Raw genomic sequence first — 23,241 nt, 5'->3', positions numbered from 1 at the left:
TCTCTCATGGCTATCGTCGTTTTAGTTAGTAAAGGTTTTGCAGCTTTAATCTAACCAAAATCTCGATAGCTTTTTCATTTATCCGCTATCATCGCGGCTTACCCTGATTGTAAACATAGGGATTATTTCGTTTTAACGGTTCGTGGTGCGGGTCAGAACGCTTCGATGTCGGCGATGCAGGTCTGGTACATGTCGCCCTGCGTGGCGGTGACCGTTACGCGGAAATAACGCCCCGTCGCCTTGTGGTCGAGGTAAACCTCGTTCTCGATCCGGTTTTCGACGGTGAAGGTGCCGATGCGGGTCCAGGAGGCGTTGTCGTCGCTCACGTCCACGTTGAAAATGCGCGGATTGCCGCTGGCCTTGGGCGTGTCGGACGTGAACGGATCCGCACGGCCGCGGATCGTGAATCCGTGCAGCTCCTCGCTTTTGCCCATGTCGATCGTGATCCAGTGGGGCGGACCCGGTTTCGCGTCGCGCCACTGCGTTCCCCAATAGGTGCAGGGGATGTCGTCGATCGCCGAGGAGGCTTTGCCGTTGTCGTCGTATCCGGTCTGCGCCTCGGGCTCCTCGGTCGAGAAGCCCTCCACGCTCCATCCGCTCCGGTCGATGGGGCGGAACGGATTGGTCGTGTAGGTGCCGTTGATGCGCAGGTAGGCCGTGCCGAGCGTCGGACTGACCGGCAGGCCGGGCGTCACGCGCTCGATCGTCATCGGCAGCAGGAACGTACCCACGCCGTCGAATGCGGCGCTGTTGAGCCGGATCATCACGGGCGAAGAGACGTATTTCCCCGCAGGGATCACCGCCCGGGTATCGTCGATCGTGTAGCAGGCTTCGGGCATGGCCGCATAAGAGGTCTGCTTCTCCTCGTTATAGGCATCGACCAGTTCGGCGGCCGTGCGGAATTCGACCGTGACATCGCTTTCCGGATCGCGGATGCAACTCAGGTTGGCGTAAACGGCGAACACGGTGTCGCGTTCGAGCGGGAAGGTCAGCGTGCTTTTCGAGTCGTCCTCCACGGCATTGACCGTGTAGATGAGCGTATAGGCATCGGGGTCATCGACGTTCAGGTCGCCATCGACCGGATTTTCGCAGGCGGTGACGAGCCAACAGCCTGCCAGGAGCGCCAGATATTTCGTGTGGTTCATGTTCGGATGTTTTTTGAGGATTTACCAGCCGGGGTTCTGCACGATCTGCGGGTCGCGGTTGATTTCGGACTGCGGGATAGGAAAGAGATAGAATTCGGGCCGGAAGACACGGGTCTCGAACACGGTCTTCTCGTAGAACGCCTCGTCGGTGAAGCTGTTGCCGGCATCGACGTTCATGCCGTAGAACGGCCCGGCGTCGGTCTGTTCGGCGATCAGCCAGCGGCGCGTGTCGAAGTAGCGGAGCTGCTCGAAGCAGAGCTCGATGCGACGCTCCAGCCGGATCTGCTCGCGCATGAGTTCCTGAGAGAGGCCCGACTGCACGGGACCGAGGCCGCCGCGTTCGCGAATCAGGTTAAGGTACTTTTCGATGTCCGGATTCCCCGGATCGTACTCGTTGAGCGCCTCGACGTAATTGAGCAGCATCTCGGCATAGCGCATCATCAGGAACGGCCGTTTGATATAGTTGCTGTTCAGCGGATTGCTCGAAGGGGATACGTTCTTGATGGCGATGTATCCCGAGCGGGGGTAGTCCCACGTGCCCTTTTTGCCCGAACCGCCCGTATAGTAGAGCTGGATGCGGGTCTTCTGATCGCCGATCCAGTAGGCGCCGTTGAAGCAGATGTTCACGTAGAATCGCGGTTCGCGGTTGACGAACATGTTGCGCGTGCCGGCCGGAGCGAAGACCCAGCCCGATTTGGCGTCCTTATATTCCTGGGTCGAGAATCCCTTTTCCTGTTCGGCGGTGACGGCCGTACCGTCGTTCATGCGGAACGCATCGACGAGCTGCTGCGTCGCACCCATGCTCTCGTAGCCGCTGAACTGGCGGGGCGACGCCGAACGCTCCCAGCTCGACAGGTTGTTGTTGATGCGGACCATCATCACCTCGCTGTTCCAGTTCTCCAGAAAGACGTTGCGGCACGACATGTAAGGGTCGAGCGTCCCGTCGGAATGATACTCCTTATAGAGGTCGAAGATGCCCAGGTCGATGATCGCCTTGGCCGCATCCGCCGCCCGTTTCCATTTTTCGGGGTCCTTCGCAGTCGCGAAGAGGTGTTTGCCGTCCTTGTTCACGACGCCGGCGTAAGCGGGGTTGCCGTTGAACTGCGGGCTGGCCGCCAGCAGCAGCACGCGGCTCTTCAGTCCCATGCACATGGCCAGCGTGGCCCTCCCGTAATCCTTGTCGGCCTGCGAGGTGAAGTGCAGCGGCAGCCGCTTGTTGTCGATGATGTCGTCCAGCTCGCCGACGATGTAGTCCACGCACTCGTCGTAGGAGCTGCGGGGCAGGTTCATCCGCACGTCGTCGCGGTCGAGATCGCCCGGAAGCACCTCGTCGCCCAGCAGCACGCAGGGCCCGTACTGCCGCAGCAGGTTGTAGTAGAACCAGGCGCGCAGGAAGCGGGCCTCGTTCTTGTACTGCTCCACGACGAGGGGGCCGCGCGTGGGATCGTCCAGCATCTCCTGGTTGTCGCCGATGTGCTGGATGAAGTAGGTCGCCGAACGGATGCCCCGGTAGAAGTGGGTCCAGAACTCGTAGTAGTCCGACGAGGCGCTCCAGTTGCCGAGATTTATCTGATAGGAATTGTAGTCCTCGCGGTCGTAGGTGACGTCCAGATCGTCCGAGCAGGGATCCCACGGAATAGGGCTCGTGCGATGGGCTTCGTTCAGAATGTAGCTGTAAACGGTGGCGAGGTATTTCTCCGAATAGGAAGTGCGCTGGAAGACCTGTTCGATGGTGATGCGGTCGTCGGGCACCTGATCGAAGAAGTCGTCGTTGCAGGCGGTCAGTCCGATGCCGCAGGCTGCCAGCGAAAGCAAGGTTATTTGGAGTTTCATATACATGACGGGATTATTAGAAGTTGAAGTTTATGCCCAGGCTGACCGATGCGATATTGGGGTATTTCGCGCCGCGTCCGTCGCCGAGTTCTACGTCCCAGATCTTGAACGAGCTGAACGTGAGCAGATTCACGCCCTGGATGAAGATGCGGGCATTGCTCAGATGGATTCGTTTCATCCAGCGGTCGGGCAGCCGGTAGGAGAGTTCGATGTTTTTCAGACGCAGGTAGTCGGTATCCTTGAGCCACCAGGTGCTTTCTTCGTAGTTCATGTTGATGTTTCCGATCGAGAGACGGGGATAGAAGACGTCCTGGCGGGGGTTCTCCTCGGTCCAGCGGTCGGTGACGTTGCTCAGCAGGTTGCCGCGGCTCGACCCCTGCGAGAAAGGCAGCACGCCTTCGCCGCTGAGCATGGCGTCCACGTGCGCGGCGCCCTGGAACATGGCCGTGAGCGAGAGGTTCTTCCAGCCCACCGAAAAGCCGAAACCGTACATGATCTCGGGCACGCTGCCCCAGCCGATAGGCACTTTGTCATACTCGTCGATCTTGCCGTCGCCGTTTACGTCCTTGTACTTGATGTCGCCGGGACGGGTGTCGCCGGTCTGCACGGGCGACGCCGCGATCTCTTCGTAGCTGTCGAACAGCCCGAGAGCCACCAGACCGAAGCGTTGCCCGACCTTGTTGCCGATGGTATTCTGCCACGGGTAGGCGACCGTGCTGTCGTCCTCGAGCACCTTGTTGCGGTTGAACGAGTAGTTACCCATCAGACTCAGCGACCAGTCGCCCCACGAATTGGCGTAGTTTACCGAGAACTCGAAACCCTTGTTCTCGACCTTTCCGATGTTGCCGTAGGGATTGTTGATCATTCCGACATAGGAAGGAATGCTCGAACGGCGGAGGTAGATGCCCTTGCGGGACTCCTTGAAGTAGTCGAACTGAAGGTTGAGCTTGTTGTTCAGCAGGCGCATGTCCACGCCGATGTCGGTCTTGTCGGCCACCTCCCACGTCACGTCCACGGCATATTCGTCGATGGCCGTCGTTCCGTAGTTCTGGTCCATGTTCTTGCCGAAGGTGTAGCTCGTCGAGCCGCTGTCGGTTACGGTGGCCAGGTAAGCGAACCGGCGGCCGCTGATCTGGCTGTTGCCGACCTGCCCCCATGTGCCGCGTACCTTCAGGTACTGGATGACGTTCGTGAGCGGCTCGAAGAATGCCTCGTTGGAGATCACCCAGCCCAGTCCCACCGAGGGGAAGAAACCGTAGCGGTTCCTGGGAGCGAAGTTCTCCGAGCCGTTGTATCCGAAGTTGAATTCGGCGAAATAACGGTCGTCGAATCCGTAGGTGAAGCGTCCGGCCAGGCCGCGGAAGCGGTAGGGCAAGGCCTCCTCGACGTTGGTCGCCTTCGTGTTGATCTCGTCGCTCTGGTTGAAGAGCAGCATGCCCGACACGTCGTGCCGCCCGAAAGAGTTCCTGTAATTGAGCGCCGCCTCGAGGTAGATCGTGCGGTCGCCCTTGGCACTGAGACTGTAGGCGAGGTTCTCGGTGCCCTGCCGGGTCTGTTCGTAGATCAGGTTACCGTTGGCATCGCGCCCCGTGGCGTGGTAGGTGTTGGGCGACTTGGTGAATCGGTTGGAGGTGTAGTTGTAGGTGTCGAACGAGAACATACCGGTGACCGACAGCCCCTTGCAGAGTTGCTGCGTGACGCGGAGGTTCGAATATACCTGGCTGCGCCACTGGTTGGCGTAGCCCGTAGCACCGAGCTCGGCCACGGGGTTGAGCTCTCCGCCCGAGAAGGCTCCGAGCTTGCCGTCGGGATAGAGCGGGGCGATGTAGGTAGGCTGGGTGAAGTAGGCCGATTCGAAGATCGTGGCCTGCGCCGAGGCGGGATAGTTGGCGTTGGCCAGGTAGCCCTGGATGCCGAGTTTGATCTCGGTGGTGCGAAACGGATTGAGCGTCAGATTGGCCGTGACGTTGTAACGCCGGTAGTAGGTGTTCGAATTGTAATCGGCGAGTTTCGTGTCCTTGTACATGCCGTCCTCGTCGTAATAGGCCAGTCCGATGTAGTATACGGCCTTGTCCGATCCGCCCGACACATTGACGTTCGCCGAGCGGTTGTGGCTGTAGTCGCGCAGAATCTCGTCCATCCAGTCCACGTTGGGGTAAAGGTAGGGATCGGCATGCGTGCGGGTCTTCTCGATCACCTCGCGGCTGTACAGCGCCCCGCCGCCGCGGGTCATCGAAGCCTCGTTCGACATCTCCATGTAGGTGGCGCCATCGACGAAATCGGTGATTTTCGTCGGCGTCGTGATACCCTCGGTGTAGCGCACGGTGAACTTCGGCCGTCCTTTCGATCCGCTCTTGGTGTTGATGATGATGACGCCGTTCGCACCGCGCACGCCGTATACGGCCGTCGCCGAGGCATCCTTGAGGATCGAGAAGCTCTCGATATCCTCCGGATCGACGTTGGAGAACGAGCGGGGCACGCCGTCCACGAGCGTCAGCGGTGCGCTCATGCTGGCCGTCAGGGTCGAGATGCCGCGGATGTAGATGTCCGCATCGTCGAAGCCCGGCTCGCTGGTCCGCTGCACGGAGACCAGACCGGCGACACGGCCGGCGAGCCCCTGCGAAAGATTCGCCACGGGCACCTTGAGCTCCTCGACCTCTATGCTCTGTTGCGAGCCGATGACGCTGATCTTCTTCTGCACGCCGTATCCGACCACCTCCACGGCATCGAGTATGGCGTCGTTCTGCTCAAGCACGACGTCGAGCTGGCCGCGTCCGGCAACGGCCACATCCTGTGTCTTGTAACCCACGTAGCTGAACTCCAGCACGTCGTCGGGCGACACGTCGATCAGGTAGTTTCCGTTGATGTCGGTGGCCGTACCGATATTGGGCCGCTCCTTCACGAAGACCGTCACGCCGATCAGAGGATCGCCGTTGCGGTCCCTGACCGACCCCATGACGCGCAGCGAAGCCCGCTTTTCGGCTTTGTCCGCCGCTGCGGCCCTGCCGATGACGATCTGCCGTCCGGAGAGTTTCCAAGTGTTTTCCGTTCCTGCGAAGAGCACCTCGAGCACATCTTCGACGGTTTGGTCCGAGACGCTGATCGACACCCGGCGAGAGGCGTCGAGAACATTGTCGTAATAGACGAAAATACAGTCGCTTTGGTCTTCGATGCGGGCGAATACCTCCTTGAGGGGGACATTCTGCAGATCGAGCGAGATGCGGGCATCCGGGGCGGACGTCTGTGCGACGAGAGAGCCGAACGCCCCGATTGCGGCCAGCAAAAACAGGACTTTTATCCGTAGCAGACGGGATAATCGCTTATTATCGGGCACAGGGTCCCCGATATTGCCATTTTTGTTGTACATTTGCAATGAATTGAAGTTTAGAACAAGGTAACTTTTAGATTTCATTTCGTGCCGGACAGCGTTGGGGGACACTGCCCGGCTTTTTTCAGTTTGGGTTGCGGTTTTCCATAGGCATTCGGTTTGGGTTGTCGTCGTGTTCTTTTCGGAAGGTTTGTACCGAGGAGAGCCGGAATCCATTCTCGGAGACCCGGAAACGGATCGGGGCCGTGAGCGAGAGGATACGCAGCACCTCGCCGGGATCGTCGTTGAGTTCGAGTTTTCCCGAAATGGTCATGACACCGACTTCGGGGGAACAGTCGAACGCCCGGTTGTAATACCGCGCGAGCCGTGCGAGCACGTCGGAGAGCGGCGTGTTGTCGAAGCGGTAGTATCCGTGGATCCAACTGATGTAATCTTCGGCACGCACCTCGCGGATGCGGAACGTGCCGGCCGTGTCGAGCGAAGCGCGCTGGTCGGGCACGATCCGGATGCCGCGCTCGGGGGCGCCGGCCGGCGCAACGCTCACCGATCCCGAGCGGAGCACCACCTCCTGAGTCCGGTCGCGCCCGTAGGAGGAGAGGTAGAACCGGGTTCCCAGCACGCGGACGTCCATTTTCCCGGTGTGCACGGTGAAGGGACGTGCGGCATCGTGGGCCACCTCGATATAGATTTCGCCTTCGGCGTAGATCTCGCGGCTGTCGTCGCCGAATGCCGAGGGGTAGATCAGCCACGATCCGGCATTCACCCACACGCGGGTGCCGTCGGCCAGCGTCAGAGTCGTCTGCTTGCCGTAGGGGACGAGCAGTTGGTTGAATGCGGCCACCTCCTTTTTCTCGATCGGCTCCCGGGCGTCTTCGTTGATATGAATCTCGGCGGCATCGTAACGGATCGAAGATCTCTTCTCCTCGATCCGCACCGTCTTCCGCTCCGAGAGGACGAGCCGCGCCTCCTTTCCGGTATAGACGGGAGCCTCCGCCGTTTGGACGAACTCCCGGATGTCAGGGATTTGCCGCTCCGCCTTGCCGCGGAGGAAGAATCCGGTGACCAGCAGCGCGGTGCAGACGGCCGCGCAGGCGGTTCCGACGAGACGCCGCCGGACCGCGCGGCGGCGCCGGACGGCCGGCGCAGCGGGACGCCCCTCCGGTCCTGCGATCCGTTCCGTGAGGCGGCGGTAGGCCGCTTCTGCATCGAAGCGGGTGTCGGACAGGTGTCTCCCTCCCCATGCGTCGTAGGCCTCGAGGTAGCTGTGGCGGTGCTCCTCCGAAGAGCGGAGCCAGTCGAGGAGTTCGGCCTGCTCGGCATCGGAAAGGCTCCCGCCGTCGAGGTGGCGGGCGATCAGTCGGTCGATATGTCGGTTTTGCGCGTCCATCTACCCTATTCACGGATCAGGGGGCCGAATCCCTACCTTTCCGGCCGAAAAAAGATTGCACTCCGTCCGAAACGGAACGGGGAGCCGCAGCCTTTGCCGCAGCTCCCCGCCGTATCCGTTCCGGACGGACCCCGTTACCGATAGATCCGGGCGGCGAATCCGCCTCCGGGGGCCATCCGCACCGTCAGTTTCTTGTCCGCGGGCAGAGGCTCCGTCCGCATCACGTAGTCGCAGGCGGCGCGGTGGGCGTTCCTGCCGTCGCTGAAACTCTCGACCTTCCAGCCGTCGCCCTCGAGGAACGAGAGGTCGAGCACCACTTCACGGGCGTCCCAGTTCGTCAGCGCCCCGACGTACCACATGTCGCCCGACTGCCGGGCGACGGCGATCCGTTCGCCGAGCTTGCCGTCGAGTGCGACCGTGCGGTCCCAGACGGTCGGTACGGCGGCGATGAAGCCGAAGCATTCGGGCTCCTCGAGGTAGTTCGACGGCGAGTCGCAGAGCATGTTGAGCGGCGATTCGAAGACGATGTATTCGGCCAGTTGGCGGCAGCGGGTGCCCTGGCTCATCGGCTCCGTATTGACCGGGCGGTAGTTCCGCCGCGCAGCATTGCGCATGGCGCCCTGCGTGTAGTCCATCGCTCCGGCGACCATACGGATGAAGGGCATGGTGACATCGTAGGTCACCTGATCGACCGTCTCGGGCGACCACTTCATCTGTTCGAGACCGAAGACACCCTCGTAATTGACCACATTGGGCCACGTACGGCTCAGACCCGTCGGCTTGAAGATGCCGTGGAAGTCGAGCAGCATGCGGTGCTCGGCGCAGACGCGTGCGGCGCGGTGGAGAAAATCGACGATCTTCTGGTCGTCGCGGTCCATGAAATCGACCTTGAAGCCCTTGACGCCCATTCGGGCGAAGTGGCTCACGACCTGTTCCATGTCGCGTTCGAAAGCATGATAACCGGCCCAAAGGATGATTCCGACGTTCCGTTCACGGGCGTATGCCACCAACCCGCGGAGGTCGATTTCGGGCACCACCTGCATCAGGTCGGCCTTCTCGTTCACGGCCCACCCTTCGTCGAGGATCACGTATTCGACGCCGTTCCGCGAAGCGAAGTCGATATAGTACTTGTAGGTCTCGTTGTTGATGCCGGCCTCGAAGTCCACGCCGTAGAGATTCCAGTCGTTCCACCAGTCCCACGCCACCTTTCCGGGCCTGATCCACGATGTGTCTTCGATCCTGGATTCGGGCGCCAGACGGTAGATCATGTCGTTGTCGAGCAGCTCGCGGTCCTCCCTGGCGACGACGACTGTGCGCCACGGAAACGCCCGCTTGCCGACGGTCGAGGCGATGTACCCCTCACGCTCGCGCACGAGCATCTGCAACCGGTTGTGCCCTCCCTGCTCCTCGCGCTTGGGATAGGGGGCGAAAACGCCGCGCAGTTCGGGCGTTTCGCCGTTGCCGCGCAGGTAGAGCCCCGGATAGCCTTCGAGATCGGCCTCCGTTATGACCAGTTTGTAGCCTCCGTCGAGCTCGACGAGCGCCGGGAGGAAGATCAGCCTTCCGGGGTTGAGCTCCGTGATCCGGGCCGTGGTGTAGGTGTTCTCGAACGAGTTGAAGAACTGGCTCTCGAAATCGAAATCCCTGCCGCGTGCGACATAGGGGACGACGGCCCGGCAATCCGCGGGGAAGGAGAAGGCAACGCATTCGTCCCCGATGCGGAGCGTGCCCTCCCGGTCGGTGGTGAAGCGGTAGGCCAATCCGTCGTCGTAGAGACGGAAGACAAGGCCGAAGTCGCCGCGGAACGAGAGCGTCAGTTGGTTGTAACGCTCCCCGACCCGGCTTTTCTTGTAGAAGGGCGAGGCGATCGTCCGATCGACGGAGCTCTTTTCCTCCCGGACGACACGGGCGTTCCGCCCGAGCACCTCGCCGTCTTCGAGGGTCATGGAGACGGGTGACGGAGCGAGCAGCGGCGTGTCGCCGGCATCGAGAGCCACGCGGATCTCCTCCCCGACGGTCACCGTCGTGCGGAGGTTGCCGTCCGGCGAGGACAGCGAATAGATTTTCTGTGCCGCGAGGGTCGCGGGGATGCAGGCCAGGCCGAGCATCAGCAGAAGCGGTTTGAGGTTCATAGTCGGTTTCGTCAAACAAAATTAAGCAAAATACGATATTCCCATCGGTCGCGGCCTTTTCAGGCTGCTGTCCATTCTATTACACGGACAACCGACGCCATACCCTACGTCGTGGCGTCGATTTTCGGTCCGGAAACCGGACATTTCCGAAAAAACGCCGGGCGGAAGGCCCTGCGTTTCCGAATTTTCATTTCTATTCGTTACAAGAGAGACCATGCTGCTTATGAATGGCCCGGCATGTCCGACGGCACAACAATACAATCGGCATAACGGTTTCAGTCCCTGCTATGTTCCGCTTGCATTATGCGAGCAGGGCGACAAAGGCGCAGGACTGCATCCGTGTTCGGGTTTCCTAAGACCTACTTCAGGGGCCGACACCGGGCCCCTTCATTTTCGGCAGGGTGTCATGCTTTAACCCGAAACCGTCACGCATCGCCAACGGAACAGCAACCGGATATTGCTTGTCAGGAATATTCGATCCGGAAGATGATGCTGAAGAGATTGATCCATGTCGCAACCAACCAATACCGACACGAGGAAGGACACACAAATCACGGATTGTCAACGAAACATATGAGATCACGATTTTTACGGTAGATTATATATTTAAAGAATGTCGACAAAGAAAACTCCCCGGAGTCAATGACACCGGGGAGAAGAGGTATGTTGCACGGTTTTATGTATCACAAACGGCGATTTCAGGGCATTTCTTGCTACGCAACAGGCATCCGCGATACATGGCAGAAAGAAGAGCAAACAACAATTCATTAACTGTCAAACACTTACAAATGATAAAAACATAACCTGGACCTATTCTTTATCCGCGTTATGTATCAATATATTTCAGTTGTTTTTCTTTTCATAGGCCACTATTTCGCAGTAATTGCTCTATATTTCAATGCTTTTTATTCGACAACATAAAAATATGAAATTTATTTCATGATATCAAATCTGACAAACTGTCATTTTTATGACAACGTTTCCCCGCAGCATCCTGCTCTATAATCATACTGTTCATTTCTCTAAAATAGCATAACAATCAAGGGAAGTTGTGTTTAGCCAATCATCCAGTTTTTGTCCATAACGTCGTCAGTCAGCGCTCGACACGCATGGGATTGTTCCGGAAATCCTCATACGACAACCGGATGCCCTCTTCCAACTCCGTTTTATAGGTCCAGCCTAATGCTGTGGCTTTCGAAATATCGAGCAGTTTGCGCGGCGTACCGTTAGGTTTCGTCGTATCCCACTCGATCGTTCCCTCATAGCCTACGACATTCGCCACAAGTTCGGTCAATTCTTTGATGGTAACCTCCTTGCCCGTTCCGGCGTTCACCGTTTCGTTCCCTGAATAACTGTTCATCAGAAAGACGCACAGATTCGCAAGATCGTCCACATAGAGAAATTCGCGCAACGGAGTTCCGTCGCCCCAACAGGTAACGCTTCTTGCACCAGACTTCTTTGCCTCATGAAAGCGGCGAATCAGGGCCGGCAGTACATGACTGTGTGTCGGGTGATAGTTGTCGTTTGGTCCGTAGAGATTTGTCGGCATCACCGAGATATAATCCGTACCATACTGACGATTCAGGTATTCGCAGTACTTCAGTCCCGAAATTTTCGCAAGCGCATAAGCCTCGTTCGTTAGCTCCAGTGCCGAAGTTAGCAGACAACTCTCCGGTATCGGCTGCGGTGCCAGACGCGGGTAGATGCATGATGATCCCCAATTGCCTCTCTTAGCTTTTAAACATTCACGCATGTAAAAAAATCTCCGTAAATCCTTTTGCTAAAAAGATTCCAATTTTAGACCGGAGATTTAAATATGTTCTACGAAAAATTCTCAGCCAACTTTTATGACGAACTCATCTACCACGGACATTTACCAATCCATCCACAGTTTACTGTCATATCGCCAACTGTCATTCAACGCCTCCGACAAGACTTTGTTGGAAAATACCATCAAAATGGAGTCCGTCTCCTCTGCTCTTATCCCATTGGCATATCCTTCAGGAATATACAATATCTTGCTCTCGTCAGCCGACAAGTGAAAGACTTCCGGCTGCAAGTCCAATGACGGATGCTCCCAATTGTCAATCTTCACGAAAGCCGTTGTGAACGAACCTTTCACTGCATAAAACCATTTCTTTTCGTACTGGTGTGCATGCCAAGCTCTGATAATTGATGTGTCTTTCTGGTGGATGATATAAAAGCGTTCCACTTCTCCCATATCCCAACTATTTACATGGGAAATCTGGCCTCTGTAATCAACAGATATTCCACCTTCTATTATCCTGATCCTATTCATAATCAACTTCCCCAAAATAAAGTATTAATATCGTTAATGATTTTATTCCTGCTAAAAACAGTATTCAGCAATTGGGAGGAATTATCAAAAAATCTTTCCATTCGATCCTTCGGGAAGTCCAAAAATGCCTCAAATCCCCTTGCAATGTCTTTAATGTCCGAAGGATGTGCCGATATACCCAATTGGTATTCTTCCACTAACCTTTTCACCTCCCCTTTGAATATGGCAAATATGGGTTTATGGGTAGTCAGGTAAGCTTGAAATTTGGAAGGGATCATTATCTCATAGAGTGGCGTATCTTTCAGTGATATTATTAACACATCACTGGCTTCATAATAATCGGACATTTCCGAAAGCGGCTTCCTCCCCATAAAATTCACATTACAAATTCCCTCTTTAGTAACTATATCCTTCAGTTCTGCCAAATAGGAGCCATCACCTATTATGTTCAGAAAAACGTCCGAATGCTTCTCCGAACATTTGGAAAAACCCTGCACAATATTCTCCAAATTCTGTACTTTTCCGATGTTTCCGGCAAAAGTGAAATTGAACCTCCCTGGCAATGACCGCGTCTTCTTGGGGGCATATTCCATTAGCGACCAATTGGGAACGAATACGACCTCTTTGTTTGGCACATAACGATGAATGCGCTCAATAAATCCTTTGCATGATACTAATATATGATCGCAGTTCCGATATGTCCATCCGACAAAACGATCCAAGCAAAAGCCTAGCCAGCGAGTTCTCTTAAAGCCATAGTCATACACGGTTTCAGGCCACAAATCCTGCGTCCAAATTGTCACTTTTGCACCAAAGAATTTTTTCATCAGGATACCTGCCGTAGCCAAAGTGAGTGGGCCTGTTTGGTAAATAAATACCCTGTCGAAGCGGCGACCGATAAACAATATTATCCAAAAACTCCAGAATACAAAAGAGAAATAATTGAGAATCTTTATCAATGTACTTTTCTCATACCCTTGCCATACCGGAAAACGATGCACTTTAACTGTATTAAAATAAGTCGTCTGATATATTTTGTTCTTATATCCTTTATAGACTTTGCCAAATGGATAAGAGGGAGCACGGGTCAAGACTTCAAAATCATAATGTTCTTTTTCCCACTCCTCGGCTAAATCATTAATTAAAAAATCCTCCGGATAAAAAACTTCTCCTATTACTAATGCTTTTCTCTTGCTACTCATCAGCTATCATATATATTGTGCCATACAAATCTTTATGAATCAACATCCATTCGTATTGCTCCAATAACATAGACTCATAATCAGGAACTTTATAATCAAATTTTTCAGATTTTGCGATGGACTTATCTATTCCATTCCCGTCGAAAGGAAGAATCTCAATATCTTTGCGATTCCAAATCCTTTTAAACAGTCTCAACAGGTCGTATTTACTAATGCCTGTCCCATTACTTAATTGAACCAATCCGGTTTGATTCCGCGTGATTGCATAGTCTATTGCTTTCGCCAATTCCAATGTAGTGACACCGCTCCAGATAGCAGTCCTAAATCCATTGACAGAGCCATGCTGATTCATAAACCAATGGAACAACCCTTCGCCGTTCTTTTTCAATTCCGGTCCGATAATAGAGGTGCGTATGGTCAGGTCTTTGTCATTAATGATTTCTCCCAAAGCCTTGCTCCGTCCATACACATCATCGGCATCCCGAAAATCTTCTTCCGTATAATTCCCACGCTTGCCGGAAAATACGCAGTCCGTACTGATATGAATAAGTTTTGCATCTATTTCGTCAGCCAACTTTTTCAACAAATGCGGGAAATACGCATTTATCAGGATGGCGTTATCCGGATGCTCTTTTGAGCCTTTAACCAATACTCCTACACAATTCAATATAATTTCCGGTCGTACACGGTGAACCACATCTTTTACCATTTCCCTGTCAGACACATCCACTATGATACTGCTTTTAGTCAGCGGAGTGCGGAACACGGCATTGACAATCTCATACTTGCCTGTGCTTTGGAGATAGTAATAGACAATGTGTCCGGCCATGCCCGTGGCACCGAACAACAAAATCTTTTTCATCTTAAAAAACTTATTATCAGATTGTTTTATGCCATACTGTCCTATTTATATAATCGGTATAAGAGAGAATAATGCGGACTACTTTTTTCGACACATTGTCTGCTGAGTAGTCAGGAATGGAATGAATAACCTCTTTCCCATTTCCATATTGAGAAGTAACTACATCTATCGACTCCAGTATCCGTTCCGCGTTCAACCCAGTCATAACCAATGTTCCTTCATCCATACCTTCGGGACGTTCGTGTGCCTGACGTATAGTGATAGCGGGAAAATGCAGAATGGAAGATTCTTCCGTAATTGTACCACTGTCCGAAATTACGCAGAAAGCATTCTGTTGTAGCTTCACATATTCCATAAAGCCGAAAGGTTTCATAAATTCAATCAGCGGATTGGCATTCACAAAACCGATTGACTCCAGCTTCTTGCGAGTGCGCGGATGAGTAGAAACGATTACCTTTTTATGATACTTTTCTGTGATGGCATTCAAGGAATCAAGCAAATCAGCAAAATTTCTCTCCGAATCCACATTCTCCTCTCTGTGCGTACTCACAATGAAATACTCATTTTTCTCCAAATGCTCTTTCTCCAATACATTATTCCGATCTATCTCTTCTTTATAATACAATAACACCTCCGTCATCGGAGAGCCTGTCTTTATAACGGTCTCTGGACGCAATCCTTCCGCAATCAAATACCTGCGGGCATGTTCTGAAAGCGGCATATTAATGTCGCTTAGGTGGTCCACAATCTTGCGGTTAATCTCTTCAGGCACACGCTGATCGAAGCATCGGTTACCTGCTTCCATATGAAAAATGGGGATTTTCTGACGTTTGGCAGAAATGGCGGAAATACAACTGTTCGTGTCGCCATACAGCAAAAGGGCGTCGGGCTTCATCCGGTCCATCAGTTCGTCTGATTTTTGGATTACGTTGGCAATAGTTTCCGTTGCATTCTTTCCTGCCGCATTCAGAAAATAGTCCGGCCTGCGGATGTGCAGTTCTTGGAAGAATATTTCATTCAATTCATAATCATAGTTCTGTCCGGTATGTACTATGATGTGTTCCGTATATTTGTCGAGTTCGGCCATCACCCGACTCAACTTGATTATCTCCGGGCGAGTGCCGACAATGGTCATTATTTTCAACATAATATTGGCTTATTGATTACTCACTCCTTATCTCACGCGCTTTGGCTTTTATTTCCAATCCTAAATCTTCACGGATAAAGCGTAGTTTCATCAACAATTCTTTCATACCCTCCACATCAAGACGGCGCGTATTGTGGCTATGATAGTCCTCCACCTTTGAAACCACTTCATTTCCTTTCGTAAAATACTTGTCATAATTCAAGTCGCGGGTGTCACAGGGAATCCGGAAATAGTCACCCATGTCGATCGCCCTAGCCATCTCCTCTCGGGTCACCAGTGTCTCATACAATTTCTCGCCATGTCGAGTACCGATGATCTTCACTTCCGTATCCAGATATTTTGGAGTAATCTTTCCGTATATCTCTTTCAGTGCCTGAGCCAATATATTTAGTGTGGCTGCCGGAGCTTTCTGTACGAACAAGTCTCCGTTATGAGCATGAGTAAAGGCATATACCACCAAATCCACCGCGTCATCCAGTGTCATCATGAACCGCGTCATGTTCGGATCGGTGATGGTGATAGACTTGCCATCTGTCATCTGCTCCACCCACAGAGGAATCACCGATCCGCGACTCGCCATCACATTACCGTAGCGCGTGCAACAAATAGTAGTCTTAGCCCCTTCTCCTAGTTCACGACCTTTTGCCACCGCCACCTTTTCCATCAATGCCTTGCTCATTCCCATGGCATTGATGGGGTAAGCCGCCTTGTCGGTAGACAATACAACTACGCTTTGCACACTGTGTTCTATAGCTGAATTCAGCACGTTTTCTGTGCCCATGATATTCGTACGCACAGCTTCCACCGGGAAGAACTCACAACTGGGCACTTGCTTCAAGGCAGCTGCGCTGAACACATAGTCCACTCCTTTCATGGCAACGTCCACCGATGATTTGTCGCGCACGTCGCCTATGTAGAATTTCACCTTGGGATTTTGTAGCGCATGGCGCATGTCATCTTGTTTTTTCTCATCTCTCGAAAAAATGCGTATCTCCCTGATGTCACTGCTGAGAAAACGGCGTAATACCGCATTACCGAAAGAACCTGTTCCTCCAGTAATCAATAAAACTTTGTTTTTAAATATGGACATGTTATCTTGTTATTATATTATGATAATACTTCAAGTGATTTTCGGTCATCCGTTGCGAGGTGAATTCCTTGTTTGCTTTAACACGGGCGGCTTCGCCTAACTGCTCTTTCCTGCTATAGGCCGATTCAATGGCTTGTTGCAGAGAATCGGTATTGTCAAGGGTGAAGAAACGAACTTCATTCTCATTGAATATTTCATGGAACACTGGAATATCGGAACAAACGATGGCCTTTCCACCCAAGGCTGCTTCCACCATGGCCATTCCGAATCCTTCGGAATAAGACGGCATCATATATATATCGAAATAATGCAAATAATTGCAGGGGAATTCCTGATAAGGGAAAAAATACACTCTGTCCGCAACTCCAAGTGTCTGAGCTTGTTCTTTCAGCATGTTGATCTCCGGCCCCTCTCCTATGACGGCAAAGGCATAATCTTGCAAGAGTGGAAGGACCTGGATGACCTGAGCCAATCCCTTACAATGAACTACGAAAGCATAGGTTCCTAACAATTTGTTTGTGGATTTGACCTTTGTCAAGATTTCCGCGATTCTTCCATCCGTCTTTCCGTCTATTTTCATCACACAACCATTATGAATGGTAGTTATCCGGGTTTTGATGCGTTTTTGGTAGGAAGCCTTCAGCAGATTCGATATACTTATTACCCCGTTGAATTTTGACTGTATATAGCACCAACAAGCAGTAAATAGGCGAGCCACTATCGGATTGTACTGATCGCGCAAAAGATAGTAGGTATCCTGGTGGAGAGTTGAGACTATTTTTGCCCGGTGAATGTATTTTCGCCAGCGAAATACGTATATATCGGGGCGCAGACAATGACTGTGAATTACATCATATCGATCAAAATCAATGGGAGTTCTCATCCGAATATGCCGTGTTGGGCATTTAAACGTCATCTTGGATGATGTTTCATCCAAATAAAAGATCTCAGGCTCATGCCCCCATTTTACCAAATAATCCGTTATATTCTTTACGACTACTATAGGGCCTTGATTACGCAAGGATGGAAGAATATAAGCTATCCTCATGGAACTCTATTAAAAATTTAATTTTCCAACAAAAAGAATGAATATTTGTCTTCATAAAACCAAATAAAGATGTAACGCACAGAGTAAATCAAAAAGTAGCAGGACAATAGAATCAAGAAATATCGTTTTTCGGTTGTCGGCTTAGCCGTTTGGAAATAGAAAGCCAGTAAAAAGAAATAAGAAAATATAAAATATTGACATGCCCTCGTTAAAAAACCGAAATTCATTGTCAGGGCCAATAGGAGCATGAATACATAAAACATATTATGGTAGAATCTTCCCCAATGCGTACTGCATAGCTCTTTTCTATACCTTATTGCGATATATCCGAATGGGATTGCCTCGATGAAAGTCAATACATTTAATTTCCGGAAATCATCATCCGCCACATATTTTCCTAATTTCTCTCCCAATCCGTCGGATATGCCTACTACCGACAAACCGTGTTGCATTAATGACAGGAATAAACTGTCCATTACTCCTGTAATACTTAATACCATTAAAATAGCAAATCCTACAATGAAATACCCGACATTGAAATTTCTGTTGAAAAAGAGTGCCAACAGACTTAGCAGGGCAGTGAAATGAAATAAGGAAGCAGAGAAAACAACCAAGAAAAATTTGCCCCGATTGCCTTTCACCAGATAAGGGAATCCCCAAGCCCAAACGATAGACAAAGCGATTGCCTGCCTTAACAGAATAAAATTGTACTGTAAATATAAACGAGAGGCAAAAAAGAATAGCAAAAAGAAATAGGCATATTTAATGTTATTGTTTCTCAGGCTTTTGTATAATAGAATAATTAATATACAATTGGTAAACAGCAGGTATAGGTTATAATGGCTTCCGAACAATAGGGTACAGAGGGAGGAGTAAAGGAGGTAACCCGGTTCCATCGATTTGATCTCATAACCAGCGGACGCGTATTCTTGAAAAAAATCAGGAATATACAATGGGGAAAGATAAATATTCTTGTAAGTGCCATAATCAAAGACAGGAAGATCATAACCCACTTCGTAATGGCTCCATCGTCCTCCGGCAAAAACCATAAGTATGCACAGAGCAAAAAGGAGGAGCACACGTTTATGCGGTGGCGAGATTTTGAGAGGAAGTGCATCTACCTGGGCCAACATCCAAAAACACAGTACGAAGAGAAGAAATGGAATGATGTTGGAAATCATGGGATGTTCAGAAACGTTTGAGTATATCCAGCAATTTCAGATCAGGACGGAATAAGAATGTCAGTCCATCTACCACGCAGACATCTTTATAACGATTAAATGTGTGTAGTCCGTCAGGATACTGCTTATCAGGTTCCAAGACGGTAATGGCCTTTTCTTCTATGGATGAAGAAGAAAGCTTATTCACCCGACATAGGCGCAAGGCCTCTCCGTAGCTATGTACACAACTTTGCACGGCAGAATAGACCGTACCGTCAACGGTGAAAAAATCACCACCCCTCCGTGCACAATCCGGCCTGCTATTAATTACGGGTTGGGAACTTACTGATTTATATCCTTCTAACAGTCTATCTGATTGCCAGACGAAAAGGTCAGAATGCTCTTTTATACCTGGTAACGAGCCGAATAGCAAGTACTTACTGTTATTACGGATAATTACTGGATCTATTACAGGTTGCTCCACGAGAGTACTTACCCAATATAACGTTCCTTCAGTAGCATCGTAACGATAGGCATGTAACTTTCCGCTTTCTGAGTTTTCGGGAATTACATAGATGTCGGTCTCTGTACGGTAAATGAAAGGGAAACTCAGATGCGTAGGTAAGTCTAACAGTACTTTCCGTCGTATCAACTGATAGGTATCCCGTTTAATTGTCAACAATGTGATACGTCCGCGCCGGTCTTTGTATAAATACTCTTCTACTAAGACTTTGATCTCATTTCCTGACACAGTTAATATAAATGGGTCGGCAAAAAACCGATCCTTATAAGAATGTGCCATCCAGTGGATTGCCACATTACCGGACATTACCTGTTCGTCAAAGTTGAAAAAACCTATGTTATAATGCCACAAGCTGAATTTCCTGAATATTGGGAGCATATTCGGATTTTAATTAGATTTAAACATATGGAATAATGCAGCTGCTAACCTGTGGGGAGCCAATGCTAAGAAAGGTTTTATATCTCCCCGACAAAAGTATTTGTACGCTGAAGCATGCCGCAAATCATGGAACCATCTTCTGAATGATAGTCCTATTGCTTTCATATTTACCAAGTCACCAAACTCGTCAATGAATGTATAACTGGTTTCAGGTATAGTAAGGTCATCTATCTTAAGCGTATTTGTGTTTGCCCGGTAATAGATATATGGTACGAAAATTCCGGCTTTGTGGAAATAATGGGAAGTCCCATCGTTCCGGAGATTGATTTCATAGAAGTAAGGGACACCATCCATCATACCAAATTCCAAACTGAACGGTCCGTAGTAATCTAACCGTTTCAGAAAAGCATACACTTCGGATAAATGAGGAAAGAGTTTTCCTGTTTGCGTGGTGATGATTCCATAGGAAGCATCGCCTCCTTTCAGATACCAGCGCTTTTTTTGAAATGCGCCCGGTAGCCAGGTTCTGCCGTCAGGCAAGCGACAGCCTATCAGCAATACCTCGTATTCCTTGTCGATATATTGCTGTATCAGAAAATCCTCGGCGTGCCGTGATGCCGTCACTGCTTGCAGGACCTCGTCTTTAGTTTGACACTTATGCAGAATTTCTTTTTTTCCTGTGATACTATTCTGGGGTTTGACAATACAAGGATATATAATTCCCTCCGGTAGTCTTTGGCCTTTCTTGTAACGGACCGTCATAGGTACATGCAATCCTGATTCCTCGGCTAATTTTACTTGCAGTTGTTTTCCCATCAGTGAACCTACGGCACCTTGTTTTCCGGCGTTCGGAAATCGGTAATATCCTGCCAGTTTGTTGAAATGCGCGTCCAATGCGTTTTCTGCTTTATCTGAGGTCGGCAGTATGACTGCATTCCGCCATGCCTCCTTTCGGCTTATAAGAAAAGAGACGCCTTGTGCTTCACTATCTACCCGTTTATACTCTTTCACCCCTTTGGACAGTAGCACAGTGTCGAAGCGGGATTCCGACACTAATAATAGGAAGTACGCTACCTGTTTGTCGAACATGCACCGCACCACGCCCAGTGTATTGTAGTTGGAGTTTCCGAAAACGATCAACCTGTTCATTGCGGAATATTTTTCAGCGTACACCACTTTTTATTTCCGAAATTGATAATGTGGAATTTCCCTATCGTTTGCAGACCGCATTTAATTTGTGCTCTGATGGACGGACGGTTGTAAGCCCATATTGCGACATAACACTTTTCAATACCATGTTTCTTCATTTCATATAATCTCCAAATTACCATATAGTTATGCAATCCCAGTCTTCTAAATCTCGGATGACAATAACTGTCGAGCAGCAAGGCAGATCGCTTTTTAGGAAATCGAAATCGGCTTTGGATGATTATTTCCTCGTATTGAACCCAAGAAGAAAAGGCCAGTTCTCCATTTACGAATACGCCATACGCTTTAGCTTTCGGATTGGCAAACCGTTCGAGGTACAATTGTTTCTTGTTTGCATCTAAGAAAGATGGCTCCCAAAGTCTGTTCTCGTAATCGTGAATAGACAGTTCTTTTACGGTAAATTTTTCTTCGGGCAATTCAGGAAGGTTATTCAGATCCCGCGCCATTAGATAATACTTCTCCCACGAGAAACCGAACAACTTTCGCAAAACAGTTTTTATTAGGATGAGCAACGTAACACACCAACCATACAAGATCAACCTTTCCCGGAATTTACCCAGTAGATGATTTTCTTTAATTGACATATGACTTTATGTTTTTCTTGTTTGGTTAATCCCAATGAAAAGACGATCATAAGTGTAAGAGATGCGTATACGATCACTGACCCGGCAAAATCCGCAAAAGAATGTACCGATAACAAGGGTTTCAAACATGTTGCTATTAGAGAAATAACCAAAGTAACCGCAGTAATTCTTACCAAGACTTTTTTTAAATATGTTAGAAATGGCAACTCGATATTTCTTACGGAATAAAATAGTTTGTATAAGTACACTACGATAGAAACTGTGAGATAGACACCAAAGACCAACAAAGGGTGTGGCCAGATTTTGAACAGATAAAACGAAATTGGCAAGACTCCTATGAATAACAAGCCTGAAGCTATCTGAAAATATTTAATTTTTCCGGTGGCGGAAACTCCTGCATTCAAAGCTTCGGATAGCGTATTTACCAATGAAATAAGAAGAATAATCCGTATAAATTCAACAGAATATGCAGGAACACTCGTAAGCCACAATCCTAACACATAATTCGTCTCGAGAAGAATGGGAAGGGATAACAATAACATCAGGAAATAGGCATATTTAGAACTTGCCATCACGAGTGAATGAAACTGTACCTTATCATTCAGCGCATAATTCTTGGTTATCTGAGGATTTATAGCCATCTGAAAGTTTTTTGAAAATGAAGATACTGCCATCTCAACCTGTACAGCTATTCCTCTGGCAGCATTGACTGCCGGATTAAAGAATATATTCAATAAGATATTGATACCCTGCCCACAAGCTATGATACTGGCATTGTTGAACAAGGTCCATCCGCTGAAACCTAATATCTGTTTGAATTTCGATCGATTGAAGTCCCAACTAAACCGGATGGTCGGGATATGCAACCTGCAATACAACGTATAGCACATCCGTACAAATAGTTGCGTGAGAGATAACAAAAAGGCATAAACAATAAGTTTGTCAGAAAACCGGTATGTGATGATGAATGCAACTACGAGGCGCAATACCGCTTCCAACAGGGAGATATAGGCGAATGCCTGCATTTTTTCATATGCAACGATTGCGCCATTGTACGGAGTGCACAACGTCATTACAATGCAGTTCAGGATGGAAAATTGGTAGACCCAGCGAGCTGCATGCATTCTCTCCGGAGGAATAGTGAGATGTACTTCTAATAAATATAATCCGATGCTTTCGGCTAATATAAAAATCAAGGCTGCAATTAACCCGTGAATTATTACGCATGTGCTAAACACTTGCCGGACCTGATTTCCATTTCCCTGGCCTAATTCATATGCAATGTAACGCTGTGCAGTCAACGACATAGCCCCATTTATGAAAGCGAAAAGGCTGACGATCCCTCCTACAACATTGTATATACCATAGTCTTCTACTCCTAATGCTGCTAATATCACCCTTGATGTATATAGGGATATACCCATAATAAGCAGCATCCTTATAGAAAGGAATATGGAATTTTGGGCAATACGCTTGCTATTCTCAGAGAGGTTTTGTGTCATGGCATTCCGTCAAATTGAATAATTAAGAAGAGTGAGTTCTTTACACATAGAATCCAAATAGATGGAAGCCATTCGCATCATATAAAGACAGATTTTCTGGTATTAGGCCAATCTCTATTCTTTAGCCACCAGACATACCCATCGTCGAAGTATTTGATCGCTACGATCTGGCACAGCGTTTTCACCAGCATAGACGCCCTGTAACTATACTGTATCTTGTATTCTTTTTGGTCGGCCGAGAGCAGGATTTGTTTGTAATTGACGAAATAGCTCAGCAGGCCGCTCACGAGCAGCGCGCCGAACGAGGCATAGGCGTACCACAACGGCAGCGGCATCTTCTCGAAAATCCACGGGAAGAAGCACATAAGCACCGCAGCGCCGGCTATCACCACCCAGGCGATGCGGCGGTACA

At 50.1% G+C, this 23,241-nt stretch carries 16 protein-coding genes and 3 pseudogenes; all 19 read right to left on the bottom strand.

Features of this window, described 5'->3' with window-relative positions:
• Window positions 1-152: 152 nt before the first annotated feature.
• The gene (locus KB554_RS12950) at window positions 153-1,145 is read right to left on the bottom strand and encodes a DUF1735 domain-containing protein (RefSeq protein ID WP_141428514.1); all 993 of its coding nucleotides are present in this window, start codon (window positions 1,143-1,145) and stop codon (window positions 153-155) included.
• 21 nt (window positions 1,146-1,166) lie between these two features.
• Complete coding sequence (locus KB554_RS12945) at window positions 1,167-2,978, bottom strand: RagB/SusD family nutrient uptake outer membrane protein (protein ID WP_141428513.1); 1,812 nt, start codon at window positions 2,976-2,978, stop codon at window positions 1,167-1,169.
• A 16-nt stretch (window positions 2,979-2,994) separates the two neighbouring features.
• Window positions 2,995-6,261: a TonB-dependent receptor gene (locus KB554_RS12940; RefSeq protein WP_211036454.1), complete on the bottom strand. Its 3,267-nt coding sequence runs from the start codon at window positions 6,259-6,261 to the stop codon at window positions 2,995-2,997.
• A gap of 169 nt (window positions 6,262-6,430) precedes the next feature.
• Window positions 6,431-7,693 (bottom strand): FecR family protein, encoded by a 1,263-nt coding sequence (locus KB554_RS12935; RefSeq protein WP_211036453.1) that lies wholly within the window; start codon window positions 7,691-7,693, stop codon window positions 6,431-6,433.
• Window positions 7,694-7,827: 134 nt separating this feature from the next.
• Complete coding sequence (locus KB554_RS12930; protein WP_211036452.1) at window positions 7,828-9,825, bottom strand: glycoside hydrolase family 97 protein; 1,998 nt, start codon at window positions 9,823-9,825, stop codon at window positions 7,828-7,830.
• Between the two features lie 1,093 nt (window positions 9,826-10,918).
• Window positions 10,919-11,542: pseudogene (locus tag KB554_RS12925) on the bottom strand (GDP-L-fucose synthase); the annotation flags it as partial.
• A 156-nt stretch (window positions 11,543-11,698) separates the two neighbouring features.
• Window positions 11,699-12,124, bottom strand: coding sequence for a WxcM-like domain-containing protein (locus KB554_RS12920; protein WP_211036451.1), 426 nt, complete (start codon window positions 12,122-12,124; stop codon window positions 11,699-11,701).
• A 2-nt stretch (window positions 12,125-12,126) separates the two neighbouring features.
• Window positions 12,127-13,326 (bottom strand): glycosyltransferase family 4 protein, encoded by a 1,200-nt coding sequence (locus tag KB554_RS12915; RefSeq protein WP_211036450.1) that lies wholly within the window; start codon window positions 13,324-13,326, stop codon window positions 12,127-12,129.
• A complete protein-coding gene (locus KB554_RS12910; protein ID WP_211036449.1) occupies window positions 13,319-14,188 on the bottom strand; it encodes an SDR family oxidoreductase in 870 nt (289 codons plus the stop codon). The genes KB554_RS12915 and KB554_RS12910 overlap by 8 nt, the downstream gene beginning before the upstream one ends.
• A gap of 16 nt (window positions 14,189-14,204) precedes the next feature.
• A complete protein-coding gene (wecB, locus tag KB554_RS12905) occupies window positions 14,205-15,335 on the bottom strand; it encodes a UDP-N-acetylglucosamine 2-epimerase (non-hydrolyzing) (protein WP_211036448.1) in 1,131 nt (376 codons plus the stop codon).
• Between the two features lie 16 nt (window positions 15,336-15,351).
• Window positions 15,352-16,425 (bottom strand): polysaccharide biosynthesis protein, encoded by a 1,074-nt coding sequence (locus tag KB554_RS12900; protein ID WP_211036447.1) that lies wholly within the window; start codon window positions 16,423-16,425, stop codon window positions 15,352-15,354.
• A 1-nt stretch (window position 16,426) separates the two neighbouring features.
• Window positions 16,427-17,005, bottom strand: coding sequence for a glycosyltransferase (locus KB554_RS13340; protein ID WP_242116371.1), 579 nt, complete (start codon window positions 17,003-17,005; stop codon window positions 16,427-16,429).
• 18 nt (window positions 17,006-17,023) lie between these two features.
• Window positions 17,024-17,473 (bottom strand): annotated as a pseudogene (locus KB554_RS13335) (glycosyltransferase); the annotation flags it as partial.
• Window positions 17,474-17,490: 17 nt separating this feature from the next.
• Window positions 17,491-18,654: an EpsG family protein gene (locus KB554_RS12890; RefSeq protein WP_211036443.1), complete on the bottom strand. Its 1,164-nt coding sequence runs from the start codon at window positions 18,652-18,654 to the stop codon at window positions 17,491-17,493.
• A gap of 7 nt (window positions 18,655-18,661) precedes the next feature.
• Window positions 18,662-19,534 carry a hypothetical protein gene (locus tag KB554_RS13330; RefSeq protein ID WP_242116367.1) on the bottom strand — a complete coding sequence of 291 codons (873 nt, stop codon included), beginning with the start codon at window positions 19,532-19,534 and terminating at the stop codon, window positions 18,662-18,664.
• Window positions 19,535-19,543: 9 nt separating this feature from the next.
• The gene (locus KB554_RS12880) at window positions 19,544-20,683 is read right to left on the bottom strand and encodes a hypothetical protein (RefSeq protein ID WP_211036439.1); all 1,140 of its coding nucleotides are present in this window, start codon (window positions 20,681-20,683) and stop codon (window positions 19,544-19,546) included.
• Window positions 20,680-21,327: a hypothetical protein gene (locus KB554_RS12875; RefSeq protein ID WP_211036437.1), complete on the bottom strand. Its 648-nt coding sequence runs from the start codon at window positions 21,325-21,327 to the stop codon at window positions 20,680-20,682. The genes KB554_RS12880 and KB554_RS12875 overlap by 4 nt, the downstream gene beginning before the upstream one ends.
• Window positions 21,279-22,829 carry an MATE family efflux transporter gene (locus tag KB554_RS12870; RefSeq protein WP_211036436.1) on the bottom strand — a complete coding sequence of 517 codons (1,551 nt, stop codon included), beginning with the start codon at window positions 22,827-22,829 and terminating at the stop codon, window positions 21,279-21,281. The genes KB554_RS12875 and KB554_RS12870 overlap by 49 nt, the downstream gene beginning before the upstream one ends.
• Before the next feature lie 122 nt (window positions 22,830-22,951).
• A pseudogene (locus KB554_RS12865) lies at window positions 22,952-23,241 on the bottom strand (sugar transporter); the annotation flags it as partial.

The sequence above is a fragment of the Alistipes sp. Marseille-P2263 genome (assembly GCF_018101075.1).
Classification (GTDB): Bacteria; Bacteroidota; Bacteroidia; order Bacteroidales; family Rikenellaceae; genus Alistipes; species Alistipes dispar.
Note: the sequence above shows the minus strand (reverse complement) of the source record. Positions and strands in the feature narration are given on the sequence as shown.

Coding starts and splice junctions, on each gene's coding strand:
- KB554_RS12880 (WP_211036439.1), bottom strand. CDS start 20,683: ATGAACAGGTTGATCGTTTTCGGAAACTCCAACTACAATACACTGGGC.
- KB554_RS12935 (WP_211036453.1), bottom strand. CDS start 7,693: ATGGACGCGCAAAACCGACATATCGACCGACTGATCGCCCGCCACCTC.
- KB554_RS12945 (WP_141428513.1), bottom strand. CDS start 2,978: ATGAAACTCCAAATAACCTTGCTTTCGCTGGCAGCCTGCGGCATCGGA.
- KB554_RS12920 (WP_211036451.1), bottom strand. CDS start 12,124: ATGAATAGGATCAGGATAATAGAAGGTGGAATATCTGTTGATTACAGA.
- KB554_RS13340 (WP_242116371.1), bottom strand. CDS start 17,005: ATGAAAATAGACGGAAAGACGGATGGAAGAATCGCGGAAATCTTGACA.
- KB554_RS12870 (WP_211036436.1), bottom strand. CDS start 22,829: ATGACACAAAACCTCTCTGAGAATAGCAAGCGTATTGCCCAAAATTCC.
- KB554_RS12875 (WP_211036437.1), bottom strand. CDS start 21,327: ATGTCAATTAAAGAAAATCATCTACTGGGTAAATTCCGGGAAAGGTTG.
- KB554_RS12915 (WP_211036450.1), bottom strand. CDS start 13,326: ATGAGTAGCAAGAGAAAAGCATTAGTAATAGGAGAAGTTTTTTATCCG.
- KB554_RS12900 (WP_211036447.1), bottom strand. CDS start 16,425: ATGTCCATATTTAAAAACAAAGTTTTATTGATTACTGGAGGAACAGGT.
- KB554_RS12950 (WP_141428514.1), bottom strand. CDS start 1,145: ATGAACCACACGAAATATCTGGCGCTCCTGGCAGGCTGTTGGCTCGTC.
- KB554_RS12910 (WP_211036449.1), bottom strand. CDS start 14,188: ATGAAAAAGATTTTGTTGTTCGGTGCCACGGGCATGGCCGGACACATT.
- KB554_RS13330 (WP_242116367.1), bottom strand. CDS start 19,534: ATGCTCCCAATATTCAGGAAATTCAGCTTGTGGCATTATAACATAGGT.
- wecB (WP_211036448.1), bottom strand. CDS start 15,335: ATGTTGAAAATAATGACCATTGTCGGCACTCGCCCGGAGATAATCAAG.
- KB554_RS12930 (WP_211036452.1), bottom strand. CDS start 9,825: ATGAACCTCAAACCGCTTCTGCTGATGCTCGGCCTGGCCTGCATCCCC.
- KB554_RS12890 (WP_211036443.1), bottom strand. CDS start 18,654: ATGATTTCCAACATCATTCCATTTCTTCTCTTCGTACTGTGTTTTTGG.